This window comes from Sphingobacterium shayense (assembly GCF_013179575.1).
In the GTDB taxonomy this organism is placed as follows: domain Bacteria; phylum Bacteroidota; class Bacteroidia; order Sphingobacteriales; family Sphingobacteriaceae; genus Sphingobacterium; species Sphingobacterium shayense.
Genome location: NZ_JABMCQ010000063.1, coordinates 1 through 22,384, shown reverse-complemented (window position 1 = coordinate 22,384; position 22,384 = coordinate 1). Strand labels below are relative to the sequence as shown.

15 protein-coding genes and 2 pseudogenes are annotated in these 22,384 nt (G+C 38.6%); 7 read left to right on the top strand and 10 right to left on the bottom strand.

Features of this window, described 5'->3' with window-relative positions; all coding sequences use genetic code 11:
• Positions 1-145 precede the first annotated feature (145 nt).
• A complete protein-coding gene (locus HP439_RS19660; RefSeq protein ID WP_172390080.1) occupies positions 146-1,756 on the bottom strand; it encodes a DUF6377 domain-containing protein in 1,611 nt (536 codons plus the stop codon).
• Positions 1,757-2,033: 277 nt separating this feature from the next.
• Here HP439_RS19660 and HP439_RS09365 point away from each other — a divergent pair, with 277 nt between their 5' ends.
• The 4 genes from HP439_RS09365 to HP439_RS09350 all read left to right on the top strand — a co-directional run bounded on the left by HP439_RS09365 (position 2,034) and on the right by HP439_RS09350 (position 4,638).
• A complete protein-coding gene (locus HP439_RS09365) occupies positions 2,034-2,870 on the top strand; it encodes a retropepsin-like aspartic protease (RefSeq protein ID WP_172390079.1) in 837 nt (278 codons plus the stop codon).
• A 261-nt stretch (positions 2,871-3,131) separates the two neighbouring features.
• The gene (locus HP439_RS09360) at positions 3,132-3,764 is read left to right on the top strand and encodes a TetR/AcrR family transcriptional regulator (RefSeq protein ID WP_172390078.1); all 633 of its coding nucleotides are present in this window, start codon (positions 3,132-3,134) and stop codon (positions 3,762-3,764) included.
• Between the two features lie 3 nt (positions 3,765-3,767).
• On the top strand, positions 3,768-4,205 hold the full coding sequence (locus tag HP439_RS09355) for a carboxymuconolactone decarboxylase family protein (protein ID WP_172390077.1): 438 nt from the start codon (positions 3,768-3,770) through the stop codon (positions 4,203-4,205).
• Positions 4,206-4,416: 211 nt separating this feature from the next.
• A complete protein-coding gene (locus tag HP439_RS09350) occupies positions 4,417-4,638 on the top strand; it encodes a methyltransferase type 11 (protein ID WP_172390076.1) in 222 nt (73 codons plus the stop codon).
• 383 nt (positions 4,639-5,021) lie between these two features.
• Here HP439_RS09350 and HP439_RS09345 read toward each other — a convergent pair whose 3' ends face one another.
• The 5 genes and pseudogenes from HP439_RS09345 to mnmE all read right to left on the bottom strand — a co-directional run bounded on the left by HP439_RS09345 (position 5,022) and on the right by mnmE (position 9,170).
• The gene (locus tag HP439_RS09345; protein ID WP_172390075.1) at positions 5,022-5,969 is read right to left on the bottom strand and encodes a pepsin/retropepsin-like aspartic protease family protein; all 948 of its coding nucleotides are present in this window, start codon (positions 5,967-5,969) and stop codon (positions 5,022-5,024) included.
• Positions 5,970-6,182: 213 nt separating this feature from the next.
• Positions 6,183-6,371: a DUF4372 domain-containing protein gene (locus tag HP439_RS19735; RefSeq protein WP_216657811.1), complete on the bottom strand. Its 189-nt coding sequence runs from the start codon at positions 6,369-6,371 to the stop codon at positions 6,183-6,185.
• Positions 6,372-7,040: 669 nt separating this feature from the next.
• Positions 7,041-7,232, bottom strand: a complete 192-nt coding sequence (locus HP439_RS19730; protein ID WP_425501338.1) for a type 2 periplasmic-binding domain-containing protein — start codon at positions 7,230-7,232, stop codon at positions 7,041-7,043.
• A 144-nt stretch (positions 7,233-7,376) separates the two neighbouring features.
• Positions 7,377-7,514, bottom strand: a pseudogene (locus HP439_RS19725) (hypothetical protein); the annotation flags it as partial.
• A 279-nt stretch (positions 7,515-7,793) separates the two neighbouring features.
• Positions 7,794-9,170 carry a tRNA uridine-5-carboxymethylaminomethyl(34) synthesis GTPase MnmE gene (mnmE, locus tag HP439_RS09335; RefSeq protein WP_172390074.1) on the bottom strand — a complete coding sequence of 459 codons (1,377 nt, stop codon included), beginning with the start codon at positions 9,168-9,170 and terminating at the stop codon, positions 7,794-7,796.
• A gap of 291 nt (positions 9,171-9,461) precedes the next feature.
• Here mnmE and HP439_RS09330 point away from each other — a divergent pair, with 291 nt between their 5' ends.
• Positions 9,462-10,700 carry a YaiO family outer membrane beta-barrel protein gene (locus HP439_RS09330; RefSeq protein WP_172390073.1) on the top strand — a complete coding sequence of 413 codons (1,239 nt, stop codon included), beginning with the start codon at positions 9,462-9,464 and terminating at the stop codon, positions 10,698-10,700.
• A gap of 20 nt (positions 10,701-10,720) precedes the next feature.
• On the opposite strand, the gene HP439_RS09325 is transcribed toward HP439_RS09330, so the two are convergent.
• Genes HP439_RS09325 through HP439_RS09310 form a run of 4 tightly spaced genes read right to left on the bottom strand, consistent with a single transcriptional unit; the run spans position 10,721 to position 19,464 of the window.
• On the bottom strand, positions 10,721-14,134 hold the full coding sequence (locus HP439_RS09325) for a sulfatase-like hydrolase/transferase (protein WP_172390072.1): 3,414 nt from the start codon (positions 14,132-14,134) through the stop codon (positions 10,721-10,723).
• A gap of 6 nt (positions 14,135-14,140) precedes the next feature.
• Positions 14,141-15,199, bottom strand: a complete 1,059-nt coding sequence (locus HP439_RS09320; RefSeq protein WP_172390071.1) for a hypothetical protein — start codon at positions 15,197-15,199, stop codon at positions 14,141-14,143.
• A 3-nt stretch (positions 15,200-15,202) separates the two neighbouring features.
• Complete coding sequence (locus HP439_RS09315) at positions 15,203-15,565, bottom strand: response regulator transcription factor (protein WP_172390070.1); 363 nt, start codon at positions 15,563-15,565, stop codon at positions 15,203-15,205.
• On the bottom strand, positions 15,562-19,464 hold the full coding sequence (locus HP439_RS09310) for a response regulator (RefSeq protein WP_172390069.1): 3,903 nt from the start codon (positions 19,462-19,464) through the stop codon (positions 15,562-15,564). Before HP439_RS09310 ends, HP439_RS09315 begins: the two co-directional genes overlap by 4 nt.
• Before the next feature lie 547 nt (positions 19,465-20,011).
• Here HP439_RS09310 and ppk1 point away from each other — a divergent pair.
• On the top strand, positions 20,012-22,081 hold the full coding sequence (ppk1, locus tag HP439_RS09305) for a polyphosphate kinase 1 (RefSeq protein ID WP_172390068.1): 2,070 nt from the start codon (positions 20,012-20,014) through the stop codon (positions 22,079-22,081).
• Between the two features lie 121 nt (positions 22,082-22,202).
• A pseudogene (locus HP439_RS09300) lies at positions 22,203-22,384 on the top strand (hypothetical protein); the annotation flags it as partial.

Below are 22,384 nucleotides of genomic sequence, written 5' to 3'. Positions count from 1 at the left end.
GTCGAACAAATTTATAAACCAAGAAGCCTACCTGTATCGTCAGGTAGGCTTCTTGGTAAATGTTTGAGAATAGAAAAAATCACAAAGAACTAAATATCAAAATATTATAAATAAAAATACGATGCATTTAGTAAACGAAGTAGAATTATTTTCGCGTAAAGCTGCCTATTTTCTTCACTTTTTCCTCAAAATGATCACTATCGGCAAGGGCTTTACCTTTAACTTTACTCTTATAATTATAAATGGTCTGGATAGAATAACGAAGAAATGTCGCGATCTGGTTTACATCGGTAATACCCAATCGTATAAGCGCAAAAATTCGAAGTTCCGTATTCAATTGATTTTTCTTCAATTTATAACGCTCCTCCTCGCGCAGAAGGTTGTTAAATTCGTCGACAAAGTTGGGATAGACTTCAAAAAAAGTAGCATCAAAATCACTGTACAGGGAATCCACATCCTGTTCAAAAACAAGGTTCGAGGAACTTAATTTCTGCAGATCTTCTATTTGTCCAGCCTTTATCTTACGGTGAACATATTTCCTGTACTCTTCAAGTTTATCCAGATATACTGCGCATTGGTTGATGTAATATCCTATATATCGCTCGCGAATAAGGTTCGCTTCGTCCAATTTCTGGTTGACAGATACAAGCTGTTCGTTAATGCGCTTCAATTTTTTTCTCCCATTAGAGACAATACGCACCTGTTTATATAACAAATAAAGAGTGATAATCAAGATCAGTACAAAAATACTAATAGCGAGGGCATACAGCCGCAGATTGCGTTTCTGCTGTTCGATCTTGGCCAAATATGTTGCTTCGATAATAGGGTGTATTCGTGCGATGACCGTATTCCTAAACCGTGAGTTATAAAAATTTGCATCCTCCAAGGAGGCCTGTATATAATTAAAAGCGCGGTCAATGTCTCCCTTTTTGTATTGATAAATTGCTAAAGCCAATAAAGACTCATTTTCCTTAACCGCCAACTGAACATCGGTTATCGCCGCGAGAAGTAAGAATTTCTCTTCCTGTTCTACGTTTTCAATTTCTTTGTATATTCTAGCCAGCCCCATCGCAGACATGGCGTAACTATGCGTATTGGGTTTCTCTTTGAGGAATAAGTTTAGCTGAATTTTGGCCGATTCGTCATAAGCTTTTTTCGCTCTCAACTTGAAAGCCTCTTCTTTCAAATACATGTCACTCCCCTGAGTTAGCAAACCTACCAACGAATCCCGGTAGCGCTCGATTTCTGAAAAACATCTTTTTTCGTACGTACGGTTTTCCATGTACTTGATCAGATTTTCGTTATATCGGATATAGCTCCAACAGTATAACACCCTTAAATGGTTAGGTAGCTTAGAGTAGTCAATGGATTCCAGAACTTCTAATGCAGGGGTAAACAGTCCAGATAACGATAATACAAAAGCCTGTTTTAACCTGCTGTTATAAAGATATGCCTCGTTGCCTAGTGCACCCGCGACTTCGATATTCCGGTCCACATATGCTAAAGCAGAGTCGCATTTAAAAGACTGGTATTCAGATATTAGCTCTTCGTTAAGATGAAACTGATCTTCCAAAGATACAACGCCCTCGAGCCGCTGTTTTATAACCTTTATGTTCTCTTCCTTTTTTGCTGTGTATTCCCTGCGATTAACGATCGTTTTATCCAATATACCGAGTAATGAGTCAACCTCACTCCTAGCATATACGCCTGATAAATAAAATGATAGAAAAAATATGGTTAGCAAGGTTCTTTTCACGTTCAGAATTTATAAACAAATGGTCATTCACTGCAAAGCGCTACAATATAAGTCAAAAGGCAAGACAATGCAAATATTATGTATACCCGCAATAATCTGCATAAAAAAGTATTTGGACGAAAAGTCCGCATCAAATAGCGGCACAATAATTCGGGATTGCCCAAGTAAATAGTTAGCAAGAGGACTTTCATTTACAATAAACTGTCTTCTAAGTGTTGTTTATTTATAATAAATGAAAAACACCTATCTTTATGTAAAACGTCATAAAAGCCTACACATGAAAAAGTTACTATTTATCGCTCTGCTATCTGTTAATATTCAATTATCTGCCCAAAGCATTCCAATTGATATTTTACCTTCTGGACACATAATTGCCAAAGCAAAGATTGATGGGAAAGAGGGTAATTTTATCTTCGATACAGGTGGAGGAATAAATCTTTTTTTTGAAAGCTTTGTGAAAGATTTAGATCAAAAGCCAACCTACAATTTTATAACCGCTTATCGAGCAACCGGAGAAAAAATTGATGCCCCAGTTTTCGAAAACAAGGAAATTACTTTTGCGGGAATGAAATTTTCGAATATTCCATACTCTACTTTTGATATGGAATTAGACGGAATTGATGGGATAATTTCTCTGCAGATGTTTAGCGAAACAGATTTTATCATTGACTTTAAAAATAAAGAAATAACATTAGCAGATTTATCTAAAGATACCAAATCAAAATCTTTTGATATCCAGCTGTATACGCATGGTGATAAAGCAACAGATATATCCACGTATATTATATTGGATAATAAATATAAAATCCAAGTTATATTAGATTCAGGAGCAGGGAGCAATTCCTTTTGGATAAGTGACAAGTTTATTTCCGTCTTAGGCATCAACAAAAACGAATTGGAAATCAGTGAAAAGAAAAGTGAGTTTGATGAGAATATCATAACGAAATTTTACAGTGGTTCAATCAATTCTATTTCCAATCAGTACGTTACCTTGGATAAACCTAAAGTTACTTTCGTTGAAGGCTTGATTTATGAGGGTAAAACAAGCATAAATTGGCTTGGAGATAAAATTGGAATTAGTCTTAAAAATAAAAAGATGTATATTCTTGAATAATTCCCCCCTACCAGCCGATTCTGACCAAATTTGCCATTGTCGCCGATATGCGAAAATGACGATACGCTATTCTGTCCTTAAACCTTTTTTGAATACTCAGCCGAGGATGATCCAACTCCCATAACCGGTAATCCTTTCGTGTCTTTTATCAAAAAAACGCCAATTAGACATGAATATTTTTGAATTAATCATTTGATTAAAATATTTGGTTAAATCAAAATGTTGTTTTTATATTTGTATCGGAAGGTTAGAAAGAGTCAAATGATGAGTGATAAAAAAAGCAACAAATTAGATACGTCTACGGAACATAAAATAAAGGCGGCAGCAAAACAAGTTTTTTACAGAAAAGGATTTGCAGCTACCCGGACAAGAGATATTGCCGAAGAAGCGGGAATTAATTTGGCTTTACTGAATTACTACTTCAGAAGTAAGCAAAAGTTGTTTAACATCATAATGCTTGAAACCTTGTCGGGTTTTGTCGAGAATTTAGCAGGCGTTTTAAATGACGAAAAAACCAACCTTGAAACGAAGGTCGAACTGATTACATCAAAATATATTGATTTCATAATCAAGGAGCCAGAAGTTCCTGTATTTATCATGAGCGAAATAAGAAATAATCCCGAGGCATTGTTAGAGAAACTTCCCGTTAACGAGTTACTAACCACTTCTACCTTTGCCCTGCAATACCGCAAAGCTATTGAGGATGGAAAAATGGACGAACCGAATCCTTTGCATTTTCTTATTAACCTCATCGCGCTAGTAATCTTTCCCTTTATATCGAAACCACTATTAGTGAAAATAGGAAGTTTAGACGACATCGAGTTTCAAAAATTAATGCTGGCGCGTAAAAAACTTATTCCAAAGTGGATAAAAAGGATGATGATAACACATTAGAAAATGGAAAATAGAATAGACATTCAAAAACTAGAACCCAGTGCATTCAAAGCAATGTTTGGATTAGAGAACTACCTAGAGAACGTAAAAGTTTCGAAAAAACATCTTGGGATTATCAAAATACGTGCGTCCCAAATCAACGGCTGTGCTTTTTGCATCGATATGCACACCTCGGATGCTATGAAACATGGAGAAACTTCTCAACGTATTTTTCTATTAAATGCCTGGAAGGAGACAAAGTTATTTACCGAAGAAGAAAAAGTAATTTTAGCTATGACTGAAGAGATAACACTAATCCACCAAAACGGACTAAGTGATAACACTTATAAACAGGCACAAAAAATATTTGATGATAATCAAATTGCTCAAATTATAATGGCCGTCGCTACAATAAATGCGTGGAACAGAATTGTCATCAGCTCAAAGAAAACGGTACAGTAAACGAGTGCTTTTAAACAAAAGTCTCTGAAAATTTCCAAATATTTTCGGAACATAAGTACATTTTATAGGCACGATATTACTGCGAAAAAATTAATTAAATGTGATCGGGATAATTCGTCATAAATAGGAAAACGAACGCTGTGCGCAACCAAAGAATTTTCTGTAAACGACGGGTATCAGATATTTTGAAAAAACAATAAATTTATCTAGTATGAAAACGGTAAAGATCTTTAAAACAAATGTTGGATGTAACGAAGACGCCAACAAGATAATAACATGCCTGTTAGCGTTGAACCCCGCGTATAAAATTAACTTTGACCTTGAAGATGAAGAAAATATCCTTAGAATCGAATCCAATCAATACGAGATTGACATAGAGGGTTCAATCAAATCAGTGACCAATTTGGGCTTCGTTTGCGAGAAAATAATATAAAGGAGTCTATCCAACTTAACAGACATCATAAAATTTATTTTTTGTCACAAATAAAGCAATTATCGCGACCACTAACTACCAGGAAATTACCGCAAAGCTAATTAAGCTTACGGCGCAACAAACTTGATAAACTGAACCCTTTTTGATTAACATAAGAACTAAATATCAGTTTACTTCTATACGTATTATGCAATTGTAAATGACGACAAAATGTGTCGATTCCAGGAAGTTGCTGACTTTCTAAAGTTCCTGAAGTGTTGAACAAAAGACAACTTCATTGATATCAACATCTTCTAGTGACTGGCCACAAAAGTAACCGCTGTTAAACTATTGATAACCGTACAATATTTAGTTCGTCGTATGACTGCTCCGATGAATTATGTTTACTGTGAAATCCCAATTTTTTTGTTCAAATAATCAATAACGAGGGTTTTGTCCAGGAATAGGGCGTTACCCGCTAAACCCCAAATTTTCTCTTTCTTAAAAAAATCAGATGCTATGGCTCGCCCATCGTAATATGCGGTAACATCTGAAAAGGATTGGTTCCCGACCGATACCGGACCGTTAAGTTGAACACCATAGAATATTACTTTTTCTCCCCACGAATTAACCTTTAGTGTGTCTGTAACAATAGAGTTGGGAAATTTCATTGCTTGCTCCTTACTCGTGCTCAATGGGAATATACTAGCGCCGGTGTCGTATAATACCTGTTCAATTTTATCATTTATTTTTATCGGAATTTTTATGCGATTACGACTTTCTTGAAAGGTTATAAATTTTATATTGGTAACAACCTCTTTAGGAAGTTCGTTTACGGAAGATAAAATCAACATCTTTTGTTCGGGAAAATTAATCACAAGAACTTTATTCTTAAAAATATCTGGACCCAATGTCCCTATATGTTTGCTTTTACTATTTCCTATAGAATCTTTAGGAACAATTGTTCCGTAATTTCGAAAAAGCCCAATATTATGCTCGCCAATTTCTACGTCTCCCAGTTTCAGACTGACATCCCGGATTTTCGGATTTACTTTCCCTTCTATAAGGAAGGTTAACGTTGTGTCAATACGATTCACTAAATCTCGATTTAAAGATAAATATGAAGAGAATGATTTTTCATAAATTACAGTTGTTATAGCTCCCAAATCTAGCTGCATATAAAGATTATCGGAGATATTTCCTATTTGTACAGGCACGTCTATTGTCAGTTTATCAAAATATCGTCCAGAAACAGAATCTCCACCCCATTCAAAAGGGATCGATTTCATGCTTTGACCATGAACAAATGAACATCCTACTAAAATAAAAAGGATTATAAATTTCTTTATCATTTTACTTTTTTCTATTTACTAAGTTAATAACTGGCTACAACACATCTACATAAAAATATAAAATTCAGTTTGAATAAATTAAATAATACCAATTAAAGTTTTAAAAATTTCATTTGTTTGCTTACGAACATTGGTTTGGGATCAGTTGCCCTAGATAAAGTAGGGTGATTTAAGTACGTGCGAATCCCAAGGTGATACAACTTATTCTGGTGTTCAACATACGCAAATTTCCCGAAGCGAGTTGCGGGAAGTTAACTGCCCGAAAAACAGTTGAACAAACAGGTTCCAAGAGTTAAATTCTCTTGTTCGGAAGTCTTCATTGTATTTTTCTACACATTTATCGAACTCGTAACTGTCAATAAACTGAAGAAGTTGAGAGAAAACATACTTTTTTGAACTCATAGCCACATTTTTAAAGTGACAAAGCTACAGGTAAATTCAAATCAAAATCAAATGAGGGGTATAACATATAAATAAACAGGTGGTTGTGCTGAGTTTTAAAAACTTGACGATCACTAGTAACAATTTATAGTGATAAAATTGATCAAAATCTTTCAAACTTTTTCTCTGATACTTGAATTTCAGATGGATTAAAGATCCATATACCAAAATAATATTTATATTTGATAATGAAGAATACTACTGCATTTCTACTATGTCTATTATGCGCCGTTGCGGTTTTTCTGATCTTGGGTTTTAATTATTTTTCCTTATACCAATTACTCCCGATAGCGGTTTTTTACACTTTTCAAGTGAAAGTTTTTAGTAAAATAAAGCGCTCAGACAAAGCATCTTTTATATGCTATATTCTCTCAATATTAATATTGCTGGTATTTCCACTAACAGGACAGGTTATGTGGTATTTTGACATTAATAATCTGGCTTCAAAATCTTCTACAAGTGGCTTACTTTTCGTCTGGCTCCCAGTCTATGCAATTCTTCCTGGAATACTAACTTGTTCGGCGGCCTGGATAATTAAGCGAAAACTTAAAAAATGAATCTGGTATTTTTACACATCTTTTAAAGACAAAACTATCTTTTTTTGAGGTTTTACTAATTTAAGGATTATTGTCACATAAGGCTTAAGAGAGCCCCTAAAGCAGGAGATAATGGTACGTCCTTTTTATAAATCAAATCGGTGGTCATCATGCCTAGTTCTTTTGGTAGGGCGAATGTTTTTGTTTTTCGGTTACCGTAAAATTTGGAGATAATTTCCTTAGGAAGAAAGCTGAATCCGATACCCGATTCTACAAAATTAACCACACCCTCAATTGAATCATTTCAGTTTTATGATATTTTGAGATACCTTTACTTACTAACCAAGAATCTAATCTCGTCCTAAAAACACAGCCTTGATCAAAAACAATTGCCTTCAACGGTATCTTCAAGAGTAAGTCTTCTAATTTTTTATTCTTCGATATTAGGACATAGTGTACTCAACCAATAATCCTTCTTTTGTTTGATATAAATACCATGAGCTGACCTTTCGATAAGTCCATCATTCTCCATACAGAAAAGTGTCAATAGAATATTCTCGGGAGTTCCATAGTTTTTAAATCATCGGCAAAAAACAATTCGCCAATTGAAAACATTAAAACTTTGATTTCTATCTTGCTTACAGCTATTTATGACATTTAATACTCTGGTATGCTGCAACAAATATTTACTAAATTTGTTACAGCATAACAGAATATTTCTAATAAGATTGAGGCGGTTTGTAAGCAATTAAATTAAGCTCATAAAAAACAGATATTCCGTTCAATTACTTCTTTAAATGAGCTACAAAACGAGCTTCATTGAGCTATAAAAAACTTTGAAACGGATTTATTTCCCGATACAAAACTTAGAGAAGATATTCTCTAACAGATCATCCGTAGATACTGCACCAGTTATCTCTCCTAGGTGGTAGAGCGATTGCCGTATATCCATTGCAAGAAAATCGGATGTCACCGGGTTGTCGATACCATAGAGAACTTTGTCTAGTGCTTCCAATGTATTTTGGAGCGCCTCGACATGGCGAATATTGGTAACTAAAACGTCATCGGTACTAATATTTGATAGATTAACTTGGTTTAAAAGTTCATCCTTCAATTCATCAATCCCGACATTAAATTTAGCTGATATATAAATGGGCCTCAGCTGAGCATATTCCATGCGCTGCTCATCGGAAAGTAAATCAGCTTTATTAACTAAAGTGACAAAAGGAATGTCTAACCCTTTTATTTCTTCAATCTGTATTTGAACGTCATCAACCTGATCCTGAGTTGGATCGAATAAATAAACAATAAGCCGTGCCTGTTTCATTTTTTCGCGCGTACGCTCCACCCCCTTCGCTTCAATGATATCAACCGTTTCCCGGATTCCCGCCGTGTCGATGAAACGGAATGTTACCCCATGAATATTAATTTCGTCTTCGATGGTATCACGCGTAGTTCCCGCGATATCCGAAACGATTGCACGCTCTTCGTTTAAAAGCGCATTGAGCAGTGTTGATTTACCTACGTTCGGTTTGCCCGCTATGACCACAGGAACACCATTCTTCAATACGTTCCCTTGCTCAAAAGAAACGATAAGTTTACGAATCACACTGTGGATATTTGTTACAAGCGACCTCAAATGATCTCGATTGGCAAACTCGACATCTTCTTCCCCAAAATCAAGTTCCAATTCGATGAGCGAGGCAAAATTTACCAGGTCCTCGCGAAGGGCCTTCAACTGGTTTGAGAATCCCCCACGCATTTGCTGCATTGCCACTTGGTGAGACGCCTGCGAATCGGAGGCAATAAGATCGGCTACAGCCTCCGCCTGGGACAAATCAAGTCCACCGTTGAGGAATGCTCGCAAAGTGAATTCCCCTGCTTTCGCTGCACGTGCACCTTCTTTAATCAACAGTGATAGAACACGCTCAATTATATATTTAGAGTTATGGGTCGAGATCTCGATAACATTCTCCTTTGTATAGGAATTCGGCCCCTTAAAAATAGAAACCAACACTTCATCGATTATGTCCTGCCCATCTCGTATTGTTCCGAAGTGGATGGTGTGACTATCCTGCAAGGTTAAGTCTTTACCCTTAAATACTTTATTAGTAATATCAATAGCCGCACTACCAGATAGGCGGATTACAGCAATTGCACCATTGGCGCCTGGAGAGGTCGCCAAAGCAACAATAGTATCATGCGAAATTAAATCTGTTGACATAATGCAAAGGTACATATTACTCTCCGATACTTTAGCTTGAGGCTACAAATTAGTAGAAACGATAAACATCATTCAGTTTACACTTTATAAGATAATTCTTAGCGAAACAGACTTTCAAAACAAACAGTACATTGCCTCTGTTATCTCTATGTTTAAGGCGGGCATTAGTTCTTATTTTCTGCCTAAATAACGCTTTTAATCTGTTACAAATCGTTCAAAAGACACAGCATATTTAATCTTAAATTTATATTTTTACAAGCGAGATGCTTTTAACATAATACGACCAAAAAAATGGCTAATCACTCTATCCTTCTTCTTCTTTTATTATTTAATTGCTTTCGAGTGTTTAGCCAACAGGAAACCTCGTCTGATGAACTCTATAAGCAGGCTCGCTCGGCCGCATTCGAAGCAAAAGATTATGATAAGGCAATAGACCTTTCCAGAAAAGCTTTGAAGCAGTCTCCCGATTACACCGAGTTATCCGTCTTTTTGGGGCGTCTTTACACGTGGTCAGAAAAGATCGATTCTGCTCGCTACGTATTCCAAGGATTAGAAGATAAAGGAGTGAGAAACGAAGATTTCTTTTTAGCCTATGGAAGCTTGGAATACTGGGAGAATGAGAATACTCGTGCGGCTAATATAGTAGACAAAGGGCTCCAGGCACACGAGAACTCAGAACCCCTACTTTTGCTACGGGCTAAGATTGCACAAGACAATAAGCAGTACACTTTAGCTGCCGAAAGCCTAAACCGTCTGATATCGCTTAATCCTGACAATAGTGATGCAAGAAGTTTACTGGCATCAATTCAAGATTTTACAAGCAAAAATTCAATTGGCGTCACTTACAATTTTGTTCATTTCGACAAGCAGTTTGACGACAACTGGCACGCGATGAGCCTCAGCTATAAACGATTGACTCCCATTGGATCGGCAATTATTCGCGCAAACGTTGCGAGGCGGTTTGCCCGTTCTGGTTCCCAGCTTGAACTAGAAATGTACCCTCGTATTTCAAACGTATTCTACTTATATGCGGGTATCGGTGTATCAACTACCCCTGGAATTTTTCCTAAATTCAGATCAGGGCTCTCTCTGTATGCAAACCTGCCACATAGCTTTGAAGGAGAAATTGGATATCGTCAACTGAGATTTGATAGCAATATTTGGATGTATACCGCTTCGGTCGGGAAATATTATAAGAACCTTTGGTTTAACCTGCGCACCTTTCTTACGCCCGACAAAGACTTGATCTCGCATTCCTATGCCGGTACGATTCGTTATTATAACAAGGGCGCCAACGATTATATCGGTTTGATGTTCGGAACTGGTATTAGTCCTGAAGGAAACCTGAACAATCTATTGGATTACGAGACGTTTAAGTTAAAAACATACAAGGTGGGCGCCGATTACAACTTCTCAATAAAAAAATCTAATATCTTCAGCATCAGCGGAATCTATTATAACCAAGAATTTCGGCCCGGTGAAAGAGGAAACCAATTCGACCTTACCTTAGGATACATACGAACGTTCTAGCAGCTCTCACAAGGCCCCTCTTATTCATTGAAAAAATTCATCACCAACGAGTCGGGAAGCAACTGCCCACTGGAAAGGAACCGGTTATTCATTTGTTTATAGTCTTCAAACATTTGCCGCACCTCCTGAGGCTGGACGTCCCTACTTTTTCCACGTTCTCCAAACTCCCCCTCTAGGTCTAGCATTCGCCCTGAGGAAAGATGTTTCGAACCAACAACATAATCGCCAAGATGTGTTTTGCTTTGCATAATAGGGATACCGGAACGCCACTTTCCTTTATGCCCTTGCAACCCCTCTCCAACCCAAGCTACAGAAGAGGGTGTGGCGAGGCCATAATTCTCTCGATAATAAGCAAATATGGATGGTGCTACGTCGAAATGACTGACTATTTGGGTAAACTGTTTTGTTTGTTTTAAAAGTGGTGAATAAATAATAAGCGGTACCCTATAACGATCAATTTTATCCGTCATTTCAATCTCCGGCATTGCATGGTCGCCCGTAATTATAAAAATTGTATTATTAAAGTCATCTCGCCTACGGTAGTGATTAAAAAACTCTCGTAGCGCATCGTCCACGTTGACAATGGTGATCAATTGCTGTTTATATTGGAGAACCTTTTCCTGCCGGTTATCGGCAAGTTTGCTAACAATTTCTTCGAACGCTCTCTCATAACGTGGTTGATCATTTATCAAAAAAGGGCTATGCGAAGACAGTGTCAGCCCTATATTTAATAAGGGTGTGATGGTGTCCGGAGATAATGTAACCATTTTTTGTAGAACAGTCTGATCTTCAAAGCCCCAGCTTTCACCCCCGAACCGAGGTAACTCCTTATCGGGAGGGCTAAAAGAAGAATGATCCACTAATTGATCAACTTTGCTAAATCGTAGAAATCTAGACATATGATCGAAATCCGCATTACCACCGTAGAAAAATCCAGTTTTAAAACCGTTATGTCTGAACACATTAATTAGATTAAAATGTGCGGGATATGATTCAAGTTCTAAAAACCCATTTTTTGCACTCGGTAACGAACCGGTAATGGACGGCAGAACCGAGAAGGTTCGCCCCGAAGTACTCAACGTATACGGCCAATATAAAGAATGCGCTCGTAATGAGTCAAGGAATGGGGTAAAGTTACCGATATCACCTCTTGGCGAACTATAAGCATGCCCCAACCCTTCAACGATAATGATGACCAGACTCGGCGGTCGCGCGGCTTTGTTAAAATAATCACCGAGAACATCAGGTGTTCTCTCTGTATGCAAAAAAGGAAAAGAAACATCCAAATTCTGAATCTGTGGTTCGATAGATGTACTTTTTCCCAATGGGTTGAAAATCGGCACATTGACTAAGAGATCGTCAAGATTAGAAATTATGAAAGACCTCCATTTATTCGTGGCAGCATCTCTTTCCAATTCGGTAGTCAACGAAGGGTTTAATCTCGGATCACGTGCTAGAATGCTCGCGACAAATCCTAACACAATAAGTGTAAGGCCAAGATAGGGTGTTTTAAGCCTCCGATTTGACGCCCACCAAATAGGTAGAACACAAACACCGATACCAACAACCACGATTAATAAAGTCTCCCAATCAAACCGTATACTGGCGTTAACGATATCATAGATCTCGGACAATTTGTAATAAAATAAATCTGCACCCAGTAAGTTCTGGGATACGGCGAAGTATTTAGTCAACAACATTTGAACAACCAGAATACTACTAAAAGCAATCGAAGAAAGCAACACGGCAAACTTCCTTTTATTAAGAATTTCGAAGATTAAATGTATAATTGCAACAACCAGCACAGTTTCTAACCCAACGTCCACTGACGTGATCAGGAGTTCTTTCGCAACCGTAGATAATCCTTGTAGGTTAAATAACATGCTGTAATATGCCCCTTCCAAGTATGCTAGCAAAATATATAGCACCAAAAAAACGACACTCACTATACCGAAGCTTTTCAATCCGTCCTCTACTCTTAATTTTATTTTAGGCCAAAATGGAGTCTCCTGCTGCTCTCTCACAAACCCCTGCCTTGTCATTTCTCCCCAACTGTGGGTCTTCTTAAAGTAATCTAGGAACCCACGAACACTGGCCTTCAAGACCACGGGGTGGAAATAAAACGGTTCAAAAACGGCTGCAAGCAGCAGACGAAAGAAGTCCTTTTTCTTCGTGTATACCTGATAGCTAATGATGTCGATCAGTACAGCATATACCGAATACATGATCCCCGTGACCAAGACCAATGCGAACAGTGTAAAGAAAACTGTCCAGTTAATAAGTCCGAATATCAAAAAAACAAGCAGAAACAAATAGCCTGAAAATTCAATGAGTGGACCCAAAAATTCGAAAAAAAACCAGTACGGAAGGCTTAAGACACCCAATTTTCCGTACTTCGGATTAAACATCAGTTTTCGATGCTTCCAAAGCGTCTCCATGGTTCCGCGCATCCAACGGTTCCTTTGTTTAGTCAATATACCAGTTGTCTCAGGAGCTTCTGTCCAGCATAGAGGTTCTGGGATATTTATAACTTCGTGGGCCACACCACGTTCCTCCAGATACCGTCGCATACGGACAACAAGCTCCATATCCTCGCCGACGGTGGTTACGTCATACCCACCACAGTCCAGAACCAGCTGACGATCAAAAGCCCCAAATGCGCCTGAAATCAATATTAATCCTGAGGCTCTAGACCAGGCCATCCGTCCTAAAACGAAGGCCCGAATATACTCCAAAACCTGAGTGCGGCCGAGCCAGGTACGCGGAAGATTAACGTCCATAATCTTTCCGTTTACAACTTTACAATTGTTGGCTAATCGAATAACTCCACCGCACGCAATAACTCTCTTTTCCGATTCATCAAGAAATGGTTTAGCGAGCTTTAATAACGCATCCTGTTCCAGAATACAATCGACATCTATACAAACAATATACTTCCCTTTAGAGATGTTTATGCCCACATTTAGGGCGTCGGCCTTGCCGCCGTTAAATTTATCAACTATAACCAACCTTTTGAACGCTGGGTTTCGACTTTTGTATAACGCTTTTATTTCCTTAGTAGGAATGGTTCCTGAAATGAAAAAAGGAACAGAAATCAAATCGTAAGCCGCAATCAATTTGCTTATAGAATCATCTTTACTTCCATCGTTGACGATAATGATTTCTAAATTAGGATAGTACAATGATAGAAGCGACCGAACGTTCTCAACAATCGTCGCGCCCTCGTTGTAAGCCGGTGCTATCAGACTGAACATGGGCGCATTTGGATTGGAGGCAATAACCTGGTAGTCAGTAGATGCGTTCCGCCGTTTATAACGTAGTAGTGCACCCACAGCATATACACCCGTCCATGCGTAAACAAGAAACACGAGGACTGAATAGGCCAAAAACGCAAATAAAATGATTTCGTAAATAGTAGAAAAAACTCCAGCCATACTCATTTACTTAAAAGCGTGCTTAATGATCTGATCGATTCTATTTGTCGCCCCATGTTTCTCCGCAAGTTGTAATAAATAATCACCATACCCTATGCTCAATAATATTTCCGCAGATAGAATCTGAAACGCAGGCTCGGGATGATGCTCTAGCAAATCTCTCAAAAGATAGGCTGTATCCTTATCTCGAAGACCTCGAAATACCTTTAGAATTTCATACTGTACTAATTTCGGTTGACTGGGGTATAATCTTAACAAGTCTGCTGTCAGTGTCGTACCCCCGAGAGCATTCATCACAGCTATAACTTCTATTCTAACGCTATCTAAACGGTGTTGCATCAACGGTTGCACAGCGTCATAAAAGGAAAACAATTGAAATTTCTTTAACACGCGAAGTGTAAATATAACGATCGAAAAATTGCTACTATTAAGCCAAGTTTGAAGACGCTGTTCCCCATCAGTGGGAACCTCTTTAATAGCTCGTAACAGCCTTAATTGTTGCCAATCGGAAAGACTGTATTCCAAGGAATTCAGGAAGTTTAGCCCCTCAAAACCTAGAAAATTAACGGTTGCAAACTGGGCTTCGTGGCGTACCAGAATGGAACTGTGTCTTAAAAATCTTTCCAATTCAGAGGCTCTGTTAACTCCCGAAACTAATGCGAGATCCTGTATACCAACCGAAATAAGATGAGGCTTACCACTATTTATTTTAGTCCATACTTCGGTCTCTAAATTAAGTGAATTAAACAACTCTCCTAGATCCTTTCGTGCTTGTCCTGAAAATTTTCGATGCGCAGCGACCAGCGCTTCCAAAAGCGTATTCTTAAAATGTCGGTTTCTTATTTTTTTCAGAAACTCCTGATCCTCTAAAATTTCCTGAGGGCCTTCTACAATAAAAGAAGCCAATTTATCTTCCACAATACGCTTCCAGTTCGTTAATTTAACAAGGCTGATATACTTAAAATAGCTAACCGCAATAACAAATGTCATCAGGAACAGCATCAATATTAGTAAAATATATAAAACAAACGAAAGCGTTTCGACGTGGACGTTAGTCTGTTCCATTTCCTACCGTTTCACTCCTAGCCTCTGAATCCGGATCAGCAGCTCATTCGGACTGAACGGCTTAACCATAAAATCTGCCGCACCAAGTTCAAAGGCTTCCATGACTACCTCCTCCTGCCCCATGCTGGAGAGAACAATCACCGGTATTCTCTTTTTTAACGCACCGATTGCCGACAGAATCTCGATACCCGAGGCAAATGGCATCATAATATCTGTAATCACTAGGTCGATTTCAAAAGTCATTAATTTATCAATAGCCTCTTGCCCGTTTCTAGTAAGGATTAATTCGTACCCTTCCTTGTTTAAGCGATGCTCAATAGTTTTCAAAATTAGTTCATCGTCCTCTGCTATTAATATCCTACTCATTCTACTTCATTTAAATTGTTCAATAATTTTAAAACACATTTTATCTCATTCTGTAACAACTCAACATTCTCTGGGCTGACCATAAGACGCTGTTCTTGTGCTTCGATCTGTTCGGCTATAATCCGCAATTTTTTCAATCCTGCCGTACTTGCTGTTCCTTTAAGCTTATGCATCAAGCTTTTAAAATCGGTTGCTTCATTATTTCTGGCCTTATGATCAACCTCCATCGACATCTTCTGAAGCTCGCTTACCAGCAGCTCTATAAAATACTTTCGAAACACCTCGTCGTCACCGACTTGCATTTCTATAGCGTCTAATTCGAGATGGTCTGCGATAACGATTTGCGAATCGGGCTTAGCGCAAGACAAAACTTCCTGTATAACGGCCGCTAGTTGATTCTGCCGGACAGGTTTGGGTAAAAATGCAGTCATCCCCGCGGCAAGACACTTTTCCTTTTCGCCTAGTACGTTTCCGGCTGTAACTCCGATTATTGGCACTGCGTTATAGTCGGGTATTTGTCGAATCGCTAACGTCGCTTCAATCCCATCCACTTTAGGCATCTGGACGTCCATCAATATAAGATCATATAGGCGAACAGAGCATTTATCAATCGCTTCAGCACCATTCTCAACCTTCTCTAGCACAGCGTTAGGGAGGATCTCGTTCACCATCTTTGCATTCAGTACCATATTAACCGCATTGTCGTCAGCTATCAACACCTGCAGATTATCACCTAAATGTTCGCTATCTTCATTTTTCGATTCAGTCTTTGCCGTCACGCTCTCCTGGTTTTTACGAACAGCACGTTGCAGAGCGATATAAAGTTCCTCAGCTTTAATGGGTTTCATTAACGTCATCGATGTATTCTCTCCTTGGAAATCCCGATTTATTTCTTCTCGCTCGGAGGAGGTGTAAAGTACAACGACAGGAATAATTGCATCGCGGTCCTGGAACATTTCTTTAATCTTCACAATTGTCTCGTGCCCAGTCAGTATTGGCATATGGTAGTCCACCAGAATCACGTCGAATTTCTCACCTCGCATCAATATTTGCAAGGCCTCCATGCCATTTGATGCTGACACGCACTCTATACTTCTATACTGAAGCATGTTTTTTACAATGATTCTGTTTTTTTCATTATCGTCCACGACTAAGATCCGCAACCCCTCCAGCATATAGTCATCCTCGATCTCAACATCATCATATTTAACCTCAATGTCAAATTGAAAAGTCGACCCCACGCCTAACTCACTGGTCAGCGATAGCCGCGATCCCATATATTTTAGTAAATTATTGGAAATAGTTAAGCCTAACCCTGTTCCGCCATAGCGTTTACTAACTGAGCTATCTTCCTGTGTAAAAGCGTCAAATATCCGCAGTTGTTTATCTTCAGGAATTCCAATCCCTGTATCAGAGACCGAAAACCGCAGTTTGAGTATGTCATTTGTTCTATCCAGCTCCTCTACTTTGAATTCAATTTCTCCTTGTTCAGTGAACTTAATTGCATTCCCCGACAAATTTATCAGCACTTGTTTGATACGCGCTTCATCTACCCAAATATTTTTTGGCAGGTTTTGATCAATGTCAAGTAACAATTCCAAATTCTTGGATTGCGCTTGATAGAGCACAACGTTAACGACCTGGCTTGCCAAATTATAAATCGAACATTTCTCTATTACAAGCTCTAATTTGCCCGCCTCTATTTTTGAGAAGTCTAAAATGTCATTAATAATATTCAATAGGTTAGTACCCGAATCATTAACATAGTTCAAATATTCTTGCTGCGTATCGTTTAAAGGCGTTCTCAACAATAGATCGGTAAAACCAATTACGCCATTCAAAGGGGTTCTTATCTCATGGCTCATATTAGCAAGAAATTCAGACTTCGCTTTGCTCGCTAAATCTGCAAGCTCTTTAGCACGTTTAAGTTCTTTGTTAATATTAACCGATTCGGTGATGTTCTGCACAAAAATTATAAACCCTCCGACCTCGTCGTTCGAAGGTAACCATGGCCGTACTTCCCAACTGTAATGTTGCGGCTCTTGATAAGCCTCAACCTCAAACACTTCGTCATTGTTCTTATAGGTTTCCCCCGAGAGAACCTTTTCAAAGATGATTTTCGTTTCCTGGGAAAGAGCGGGAAAAAGCTCAAACAAATACCTACCAACCACTTCTCCTGTTTGGTTAAATTCTTGGACCCATTGCCTACTTACCGAAACACATTTATAATTCAAATCGAACATTGCAACCGACGCAGGAACATAATCTACAAAAAGTTGCAACATTGCTTCTTTACGCTCCAGTTCTAAATATAATTTCTTATGATTATCAATATCTTGAATAATACCGTAGACGCGCTTACATACCTCATCCTCAAAATCCGTAACTCCTTTTATTCGTGCCCATCGAATAACACCGTCAGAGCGTATTAGTTGGAGCTCTTCATCAAACGGAACACCATCTCGAACCGCATTTTCAAAACGCATTGAAAGCAACTCTTTAGTGGCCTGGGGGAAAAATGTGAGGATCGATGTTAAATCTGGGATAAAAGTCTCATTCACCCCAAGTATGCTACGTGTTGATCCCGACCAAGTTATGATATTCGTGCACAAATCTATTTCCCATCCGCCGACCTGTGCGACTTGGTTCGTTTGTTCAAGCAACTGCTTGGCATTCAGTAGATCCTTTTCAAGCTTATAACGTTCGGTCATATTTAACGCCGTGCTGACTACATAAGGCCTATTGTCTTCATCGAAGTCCAGCATATTATGATAAAGCCAGCTCGTTCGCGTTCCGTCTTTAGCCAAAAGCACCATAGTTCCGTTATCTTCTTTTTGCTCTTGTATTCTCGTCAAATATCCTTCAAATGCTTCCCTTCGTTCTGGAGCAACAAGATCGATCAGATTAAGGCCTACGACCTCATCCTTTTCATATTTTAGAATAGTCCTTCCCTTTTCGTTCACGGCAAGAAGATTGCCCTCCATATCATGCATGCTCATCAAGCCGATCGCGTTTTCAAAAAGTCGCCGAAAGCGCTTCTCCGAATTTTCCACCTTCTGTCGTTCTTCCACCTCATCGGTGATATTACGACCAAAACAAAAAATTTCCGAATTTACAGGATCGTATTTTAAATACCATTCGATAATGACCTGTTGCGTATCATCGATACTGCTGATCGATGTGAACTTATACTCGCCGGTTTGAACGACAAGGCGGTTGGCAGTTAATTCTTCTACGGAATTTATAGTCTGTATGATCGAAAAAAAGGATTGACCGATCACTTCTGACTTTTCCTTTCGATAAGCGACCAAAAAAGATGGGTTTAACTCTTTAAATATAAACGATTTATCCAGGACGCAAATCATATTTTTTGTCACCCGAAAAATCTCGGAAAAATATCCAGCATGGACATCATTCTTTTTTGCGAGCATAGACCTAGTGACAGCCACCCCAAGTTCTTTCAATAAAGAGATCTGCTTGGTCGAGAGTACCCTTGGTTCAAAATCTACAACGCAAATCGTTCCTAATGCGAATCCTGCTTTGTCAATTAACGGCACTCCAGCGTAAAAGCGAATATTCCCTTGTTTAATTAGTGGGTTTTCTGCCGTACGCGGGTCGTCAAATGTGTCTGGTATTACAAGTACATCTTTACTCAATAAAGTATATTGGCATACCGTATCTTTACGATCGACAGTGTCAAATTCTAGACCGATACAACTTTGTATGCGTTGAACATCTCTTTCCATGGTCGCAATCAAAGCTACCGGACATTCAGTTATCAAACTAGCAGTTTTAGCGAAAACATCCAGTTCAGGATCCTTGTTCATCCCCATAAGGTTGTTTGCCGACAATGCCGCTAACCTTTCATCTTCATTCTCTGGAAGGGGTAAATATTTCATATCGATTATTGCAGTGAACTGATTAGTTTAGCGTGAAATTACTGAATTTAGTGCTCATAACGCAGATCCTCCATCATTTTTATAATGTCTTAATTAAACCACTGAAATACACTTTAAGTTTAAAATTATTTAAAATATGCCGCCCATTAATTTTCAAATTTGTAGAAGTGGGTAATCGATTAGTATTGGCATTACTTTAAAAAAAGGCAAATGCTTGTCAACGCTAACAATGCATCATTCGGAATGATCCGTACCAAATCTTTAAACGCTATTTACATAAAATAATAATTAAGAATCATTATGATTATCGCTTCTAAAAATTAGGTATCGCACACCGTTTACAGCGTTCAACCGACGTCGATTACTATCTAGGTAAAAAATCATTTCCCAATTTCTATTATTATACCTGGGCTAAATCAACAAAAAAACGTTCCCATAAAACGCGTGTCGCATAATCCGTCACATAACATTATATTAATATTATAGTTATATTTAAGACATATTATAGTGATACTTTTAAAGCATATAATTCGTGGTCAAGAAAAAGATGATAAAGAAAATTATCCCTAGAGACATCAGTTGGTTGAGTTTCAATGGGCGAGTGTTGCAAGAGGCTGCTGACGAAGATGTCCCACTTTCCGAACGTATTAAGTTTTTAGGAATATTCTCCAACAACATGGACGAGTTTTTTCGCGTTCGTGTTGCAGGGCTGCGTCGCGCATTAGCCTTCAACGATAAAGAAGCCAAGGAGATTTTTTTTGAGAAGCCACAAGAAATTCTTGACAGCCTGAATGAACTGGTGATCGAACAGCAAAAGAAATTTGAACAGGTATGGGACCAGATCCAAGTAGAGATGGCCAAGCAAAAGGTATTCATAAAAAACGATACGGAGCTGAGTGCTGATCAGCGGCAATATGTCCGTGATTACTATGAAGATGAGGTCGAATCGAATATCATCCCTTTACTGCTTGAGGAGAGTAGACCTATGCCCTATCTTCGCGACAAGAGCCTTTACCTGGGTATCGCGATGCGAAAAACAGATTGGGAGTATGAGACACGCTTTGCTATTATCGAACTTCCTTCGCGCAACAACGGGCGCTTCCTACTTTTGCCTTCACCCAAGGGAGAAAAACATGTAATACTACTTGAGGATGTTATTAAGTTCAACTTACCCTATATCTTCTCTTACTTTGGATTTGATACCTTCAAAGCTAATGCGTTTAAAATTACCAAAGACGCCGAGTTTGATATTGACAACGATATCAATACTACACTAGTAGAAAAAATTGAAAAAGGAGTAAAAAACCGGCGGAAAGGTAAACCCACGCGCTTTGTATTTGACAAAGAGATGGACTCTTCGCTGGTAGAGCTATTGATCAAGAAACTACACCTCACTAAAAAGGACAGTATTATCCCAGGGCAAAAGATCCATAATTTCAAACACTTTATGGACTTTCCTAAGGTATTTAAATCGGAAAGCAAATCAGAAGAACGTACCTCTTTTGACCACCCAGAGTTTGCCGAACGGCAGCGCATCAGCGACGTGCTATTAAAGAAAGACGTTCTACTCTCCTTCCCGTATCATCACTTCCATCCCATGATTGATCTTTTGCGTGAGTCGGCAATGGATCCTGAAGTAAAAACCATACAGATTACCATCTACAGGATGGCTCAAAATTCAAAAATCGCCAATGCTTTAATTAACGCCGCACGTAACGGTAAAGAAGTCACCGTTATGCTGGAGCTTCGCGCCCGTTTTGATGAAGAGCATAACCTCGAATGGAAAGAGCGTTTTGAAATGGAGGGAATAAAAGTACTATTAGGTATTCCTGATAAAAAAGTTCATGCTAAGCTATGTATTATCAAAAAAAGAGTTAACAACAAAACCATACAATATGGTTTTGTAAGCACTGGAAATATTAACGAAAAGACAGCAAAAATATACGGCGACCACTGTTTGATGACTAGCGACAGAACCATCATGGCCGACATCAATAAAATTTTTAAGGCCTTAGACAATCCAAAGCAGGAAAGTACCTTTGCAATAAAACCAGTCAAGAATCTGCTGGTATGCCCTGTCACTATGCGTCAAACGATTATTGCTCATATCGACAAAGAAATTGAGGAAGCTGCAGCTGGAAGAAAAGCATATATGGTGATCAAAGTAAATTCGCTCAGCGATAAGATACTCATCCAAAAGCTTTACGACGCAGCTGAGGCTGGCGTAAAAATTGAAATGATTGTACGGGGGATATATTGTGCGGTAAACCAGAAGAAATTTAAAGAGCAGATCCATGCGATCAGTATTGTGGATGAATATTTAGAGCATGCTCGAGTCATGTACTTCCATGCCGCAGGTAAAGAAATAGTCTATATTTCATCTGCTGACTGGATGACTAGGAATCTAGACCATCGCGTCGAAGCGGCAGTACGTATAAACAACAAAAAGATTAAAAATGAGCTGACCGACATGCTAGCGTTGCAACTTAAAGATAACGTCAAAGCACGAATTCTAGATAACGACCTGGTCAATAACTATGTACAAAATAAGGCGCCTGAAGTTCGCTCGCAAGTTAAAATTTATCAATACCTGCGTGCTAAAGCGAAATATGATTAACTACTGGTTTCTATATTGTCGCAACTGTTAATTATTTGTTAAACAGATACTATTATGCGAGAATGGCACCTCAATTGCAAAAACTAGTGATAAATAAGAGTATTCACTAAGTTAGATAGTTATGAAAACGACAATTAAGATTTTAAGCCTGTTATGTATCGCACTGTTCACCTTTGCAAGCTGCAGCAAAGATGATGATCCTGCGGACAACATATTATTTGCAGACAAATACCGCGGAAATATTAGTTACACTTCAACAGGTGACGAAGAAGATGTCCCTTCCGCCGAGGGTACAGTAACGGT

Bases quoted from the DNA above. Each gene is read 5' to 3' on its own strand.
- HP439_RS09315 (WP_172390070.1), bottom strand. From the start codon at position 15,565: ATGAGTAGGATATTAATAGCAGAGGACGATGAACTAATTTTGAAAACT.
- HP439_RS09365 (WP_172390079.1), top strand. From the start codon at position 2,034: ATGAAAAAGTTACTATTTATCGCTCTGCTATCTGTTAATATTCAATTA.
- mnmE (WP_172390074.1), bottom strand. From the start codon at position 9,170: ATGTCAACAGATTTAATTTCGCATGATACTATTGTTGCTTTGGCGACC.
- HP439_RS09320 (WP_172390071.1), bottom strand. From the start codon at position 15,199: ATGGAACAGACTAACGTCCACGTCGAAACGCTTTCGTTTGTTTTATAT.
- HP439_RS09310 (WP_172390069.1), bottom strand. From the start codon at position 19,464: ATGAAATATTTACCCCTTCCAGAGAATGAAGATGAAAGGTTAGCGGCA.
- HP439_RS19735 (WP_216657811.1), bottom strand. From the start codon at position 6,371: ATGAGTTCAAAAAAGTATGTTTTCTCTCAACTTCTTCAGTTTATTGAC.
- HP439_RS09360 (WP_172390078.1), top strand. From the start codon at position 3,132: ATGATGAGTGATAAAAAAAGCAACAAATTAGATACGTCTACGGAACAT.
- HP439_RS09325 (WP_172390072.1), bottom strand. From the start codon at position 14,134: ATGGCTGGAGTTTTTTCTACTATTTACGAAATCATTTTATTTGCGTTT.
- HP439_RS09345 (WP_172390075.1), bottom strand. From the start codon at position 5,969: ATGATAAAGAAATTTATAATCCTTTTTATTTTAGTAGGATGTTCATTT.
- HP439_RS09350 (WP_172390076.1), top strand. From the start codon at position 4,417: ATGAAAACGGTAAAGATCTTTAAAACAAATGTTGGATGTAACGAAGAC.
- ppk1 (WP_172390068.1), top strand. From the start codon at position 20,012: ATGATAAAGAAAATTATCCCTAGAGACATCAGTTGGTTGAGTTTCAAT.
- HP439_RS09355 (WP_172390077.1), top strand. From the start codon at position 3,768: ATGGAAAATAGAATAGACATTCAAAAACTAGAACCCAGTGCATTCAAA.
- HP439_RS09330 (WP_172390073.1), top strand. From the start codon at position 9,462: ATGGCTAATCACTCTATCCTTCTTCTTCTTTTATTATTTAATTGCTTT.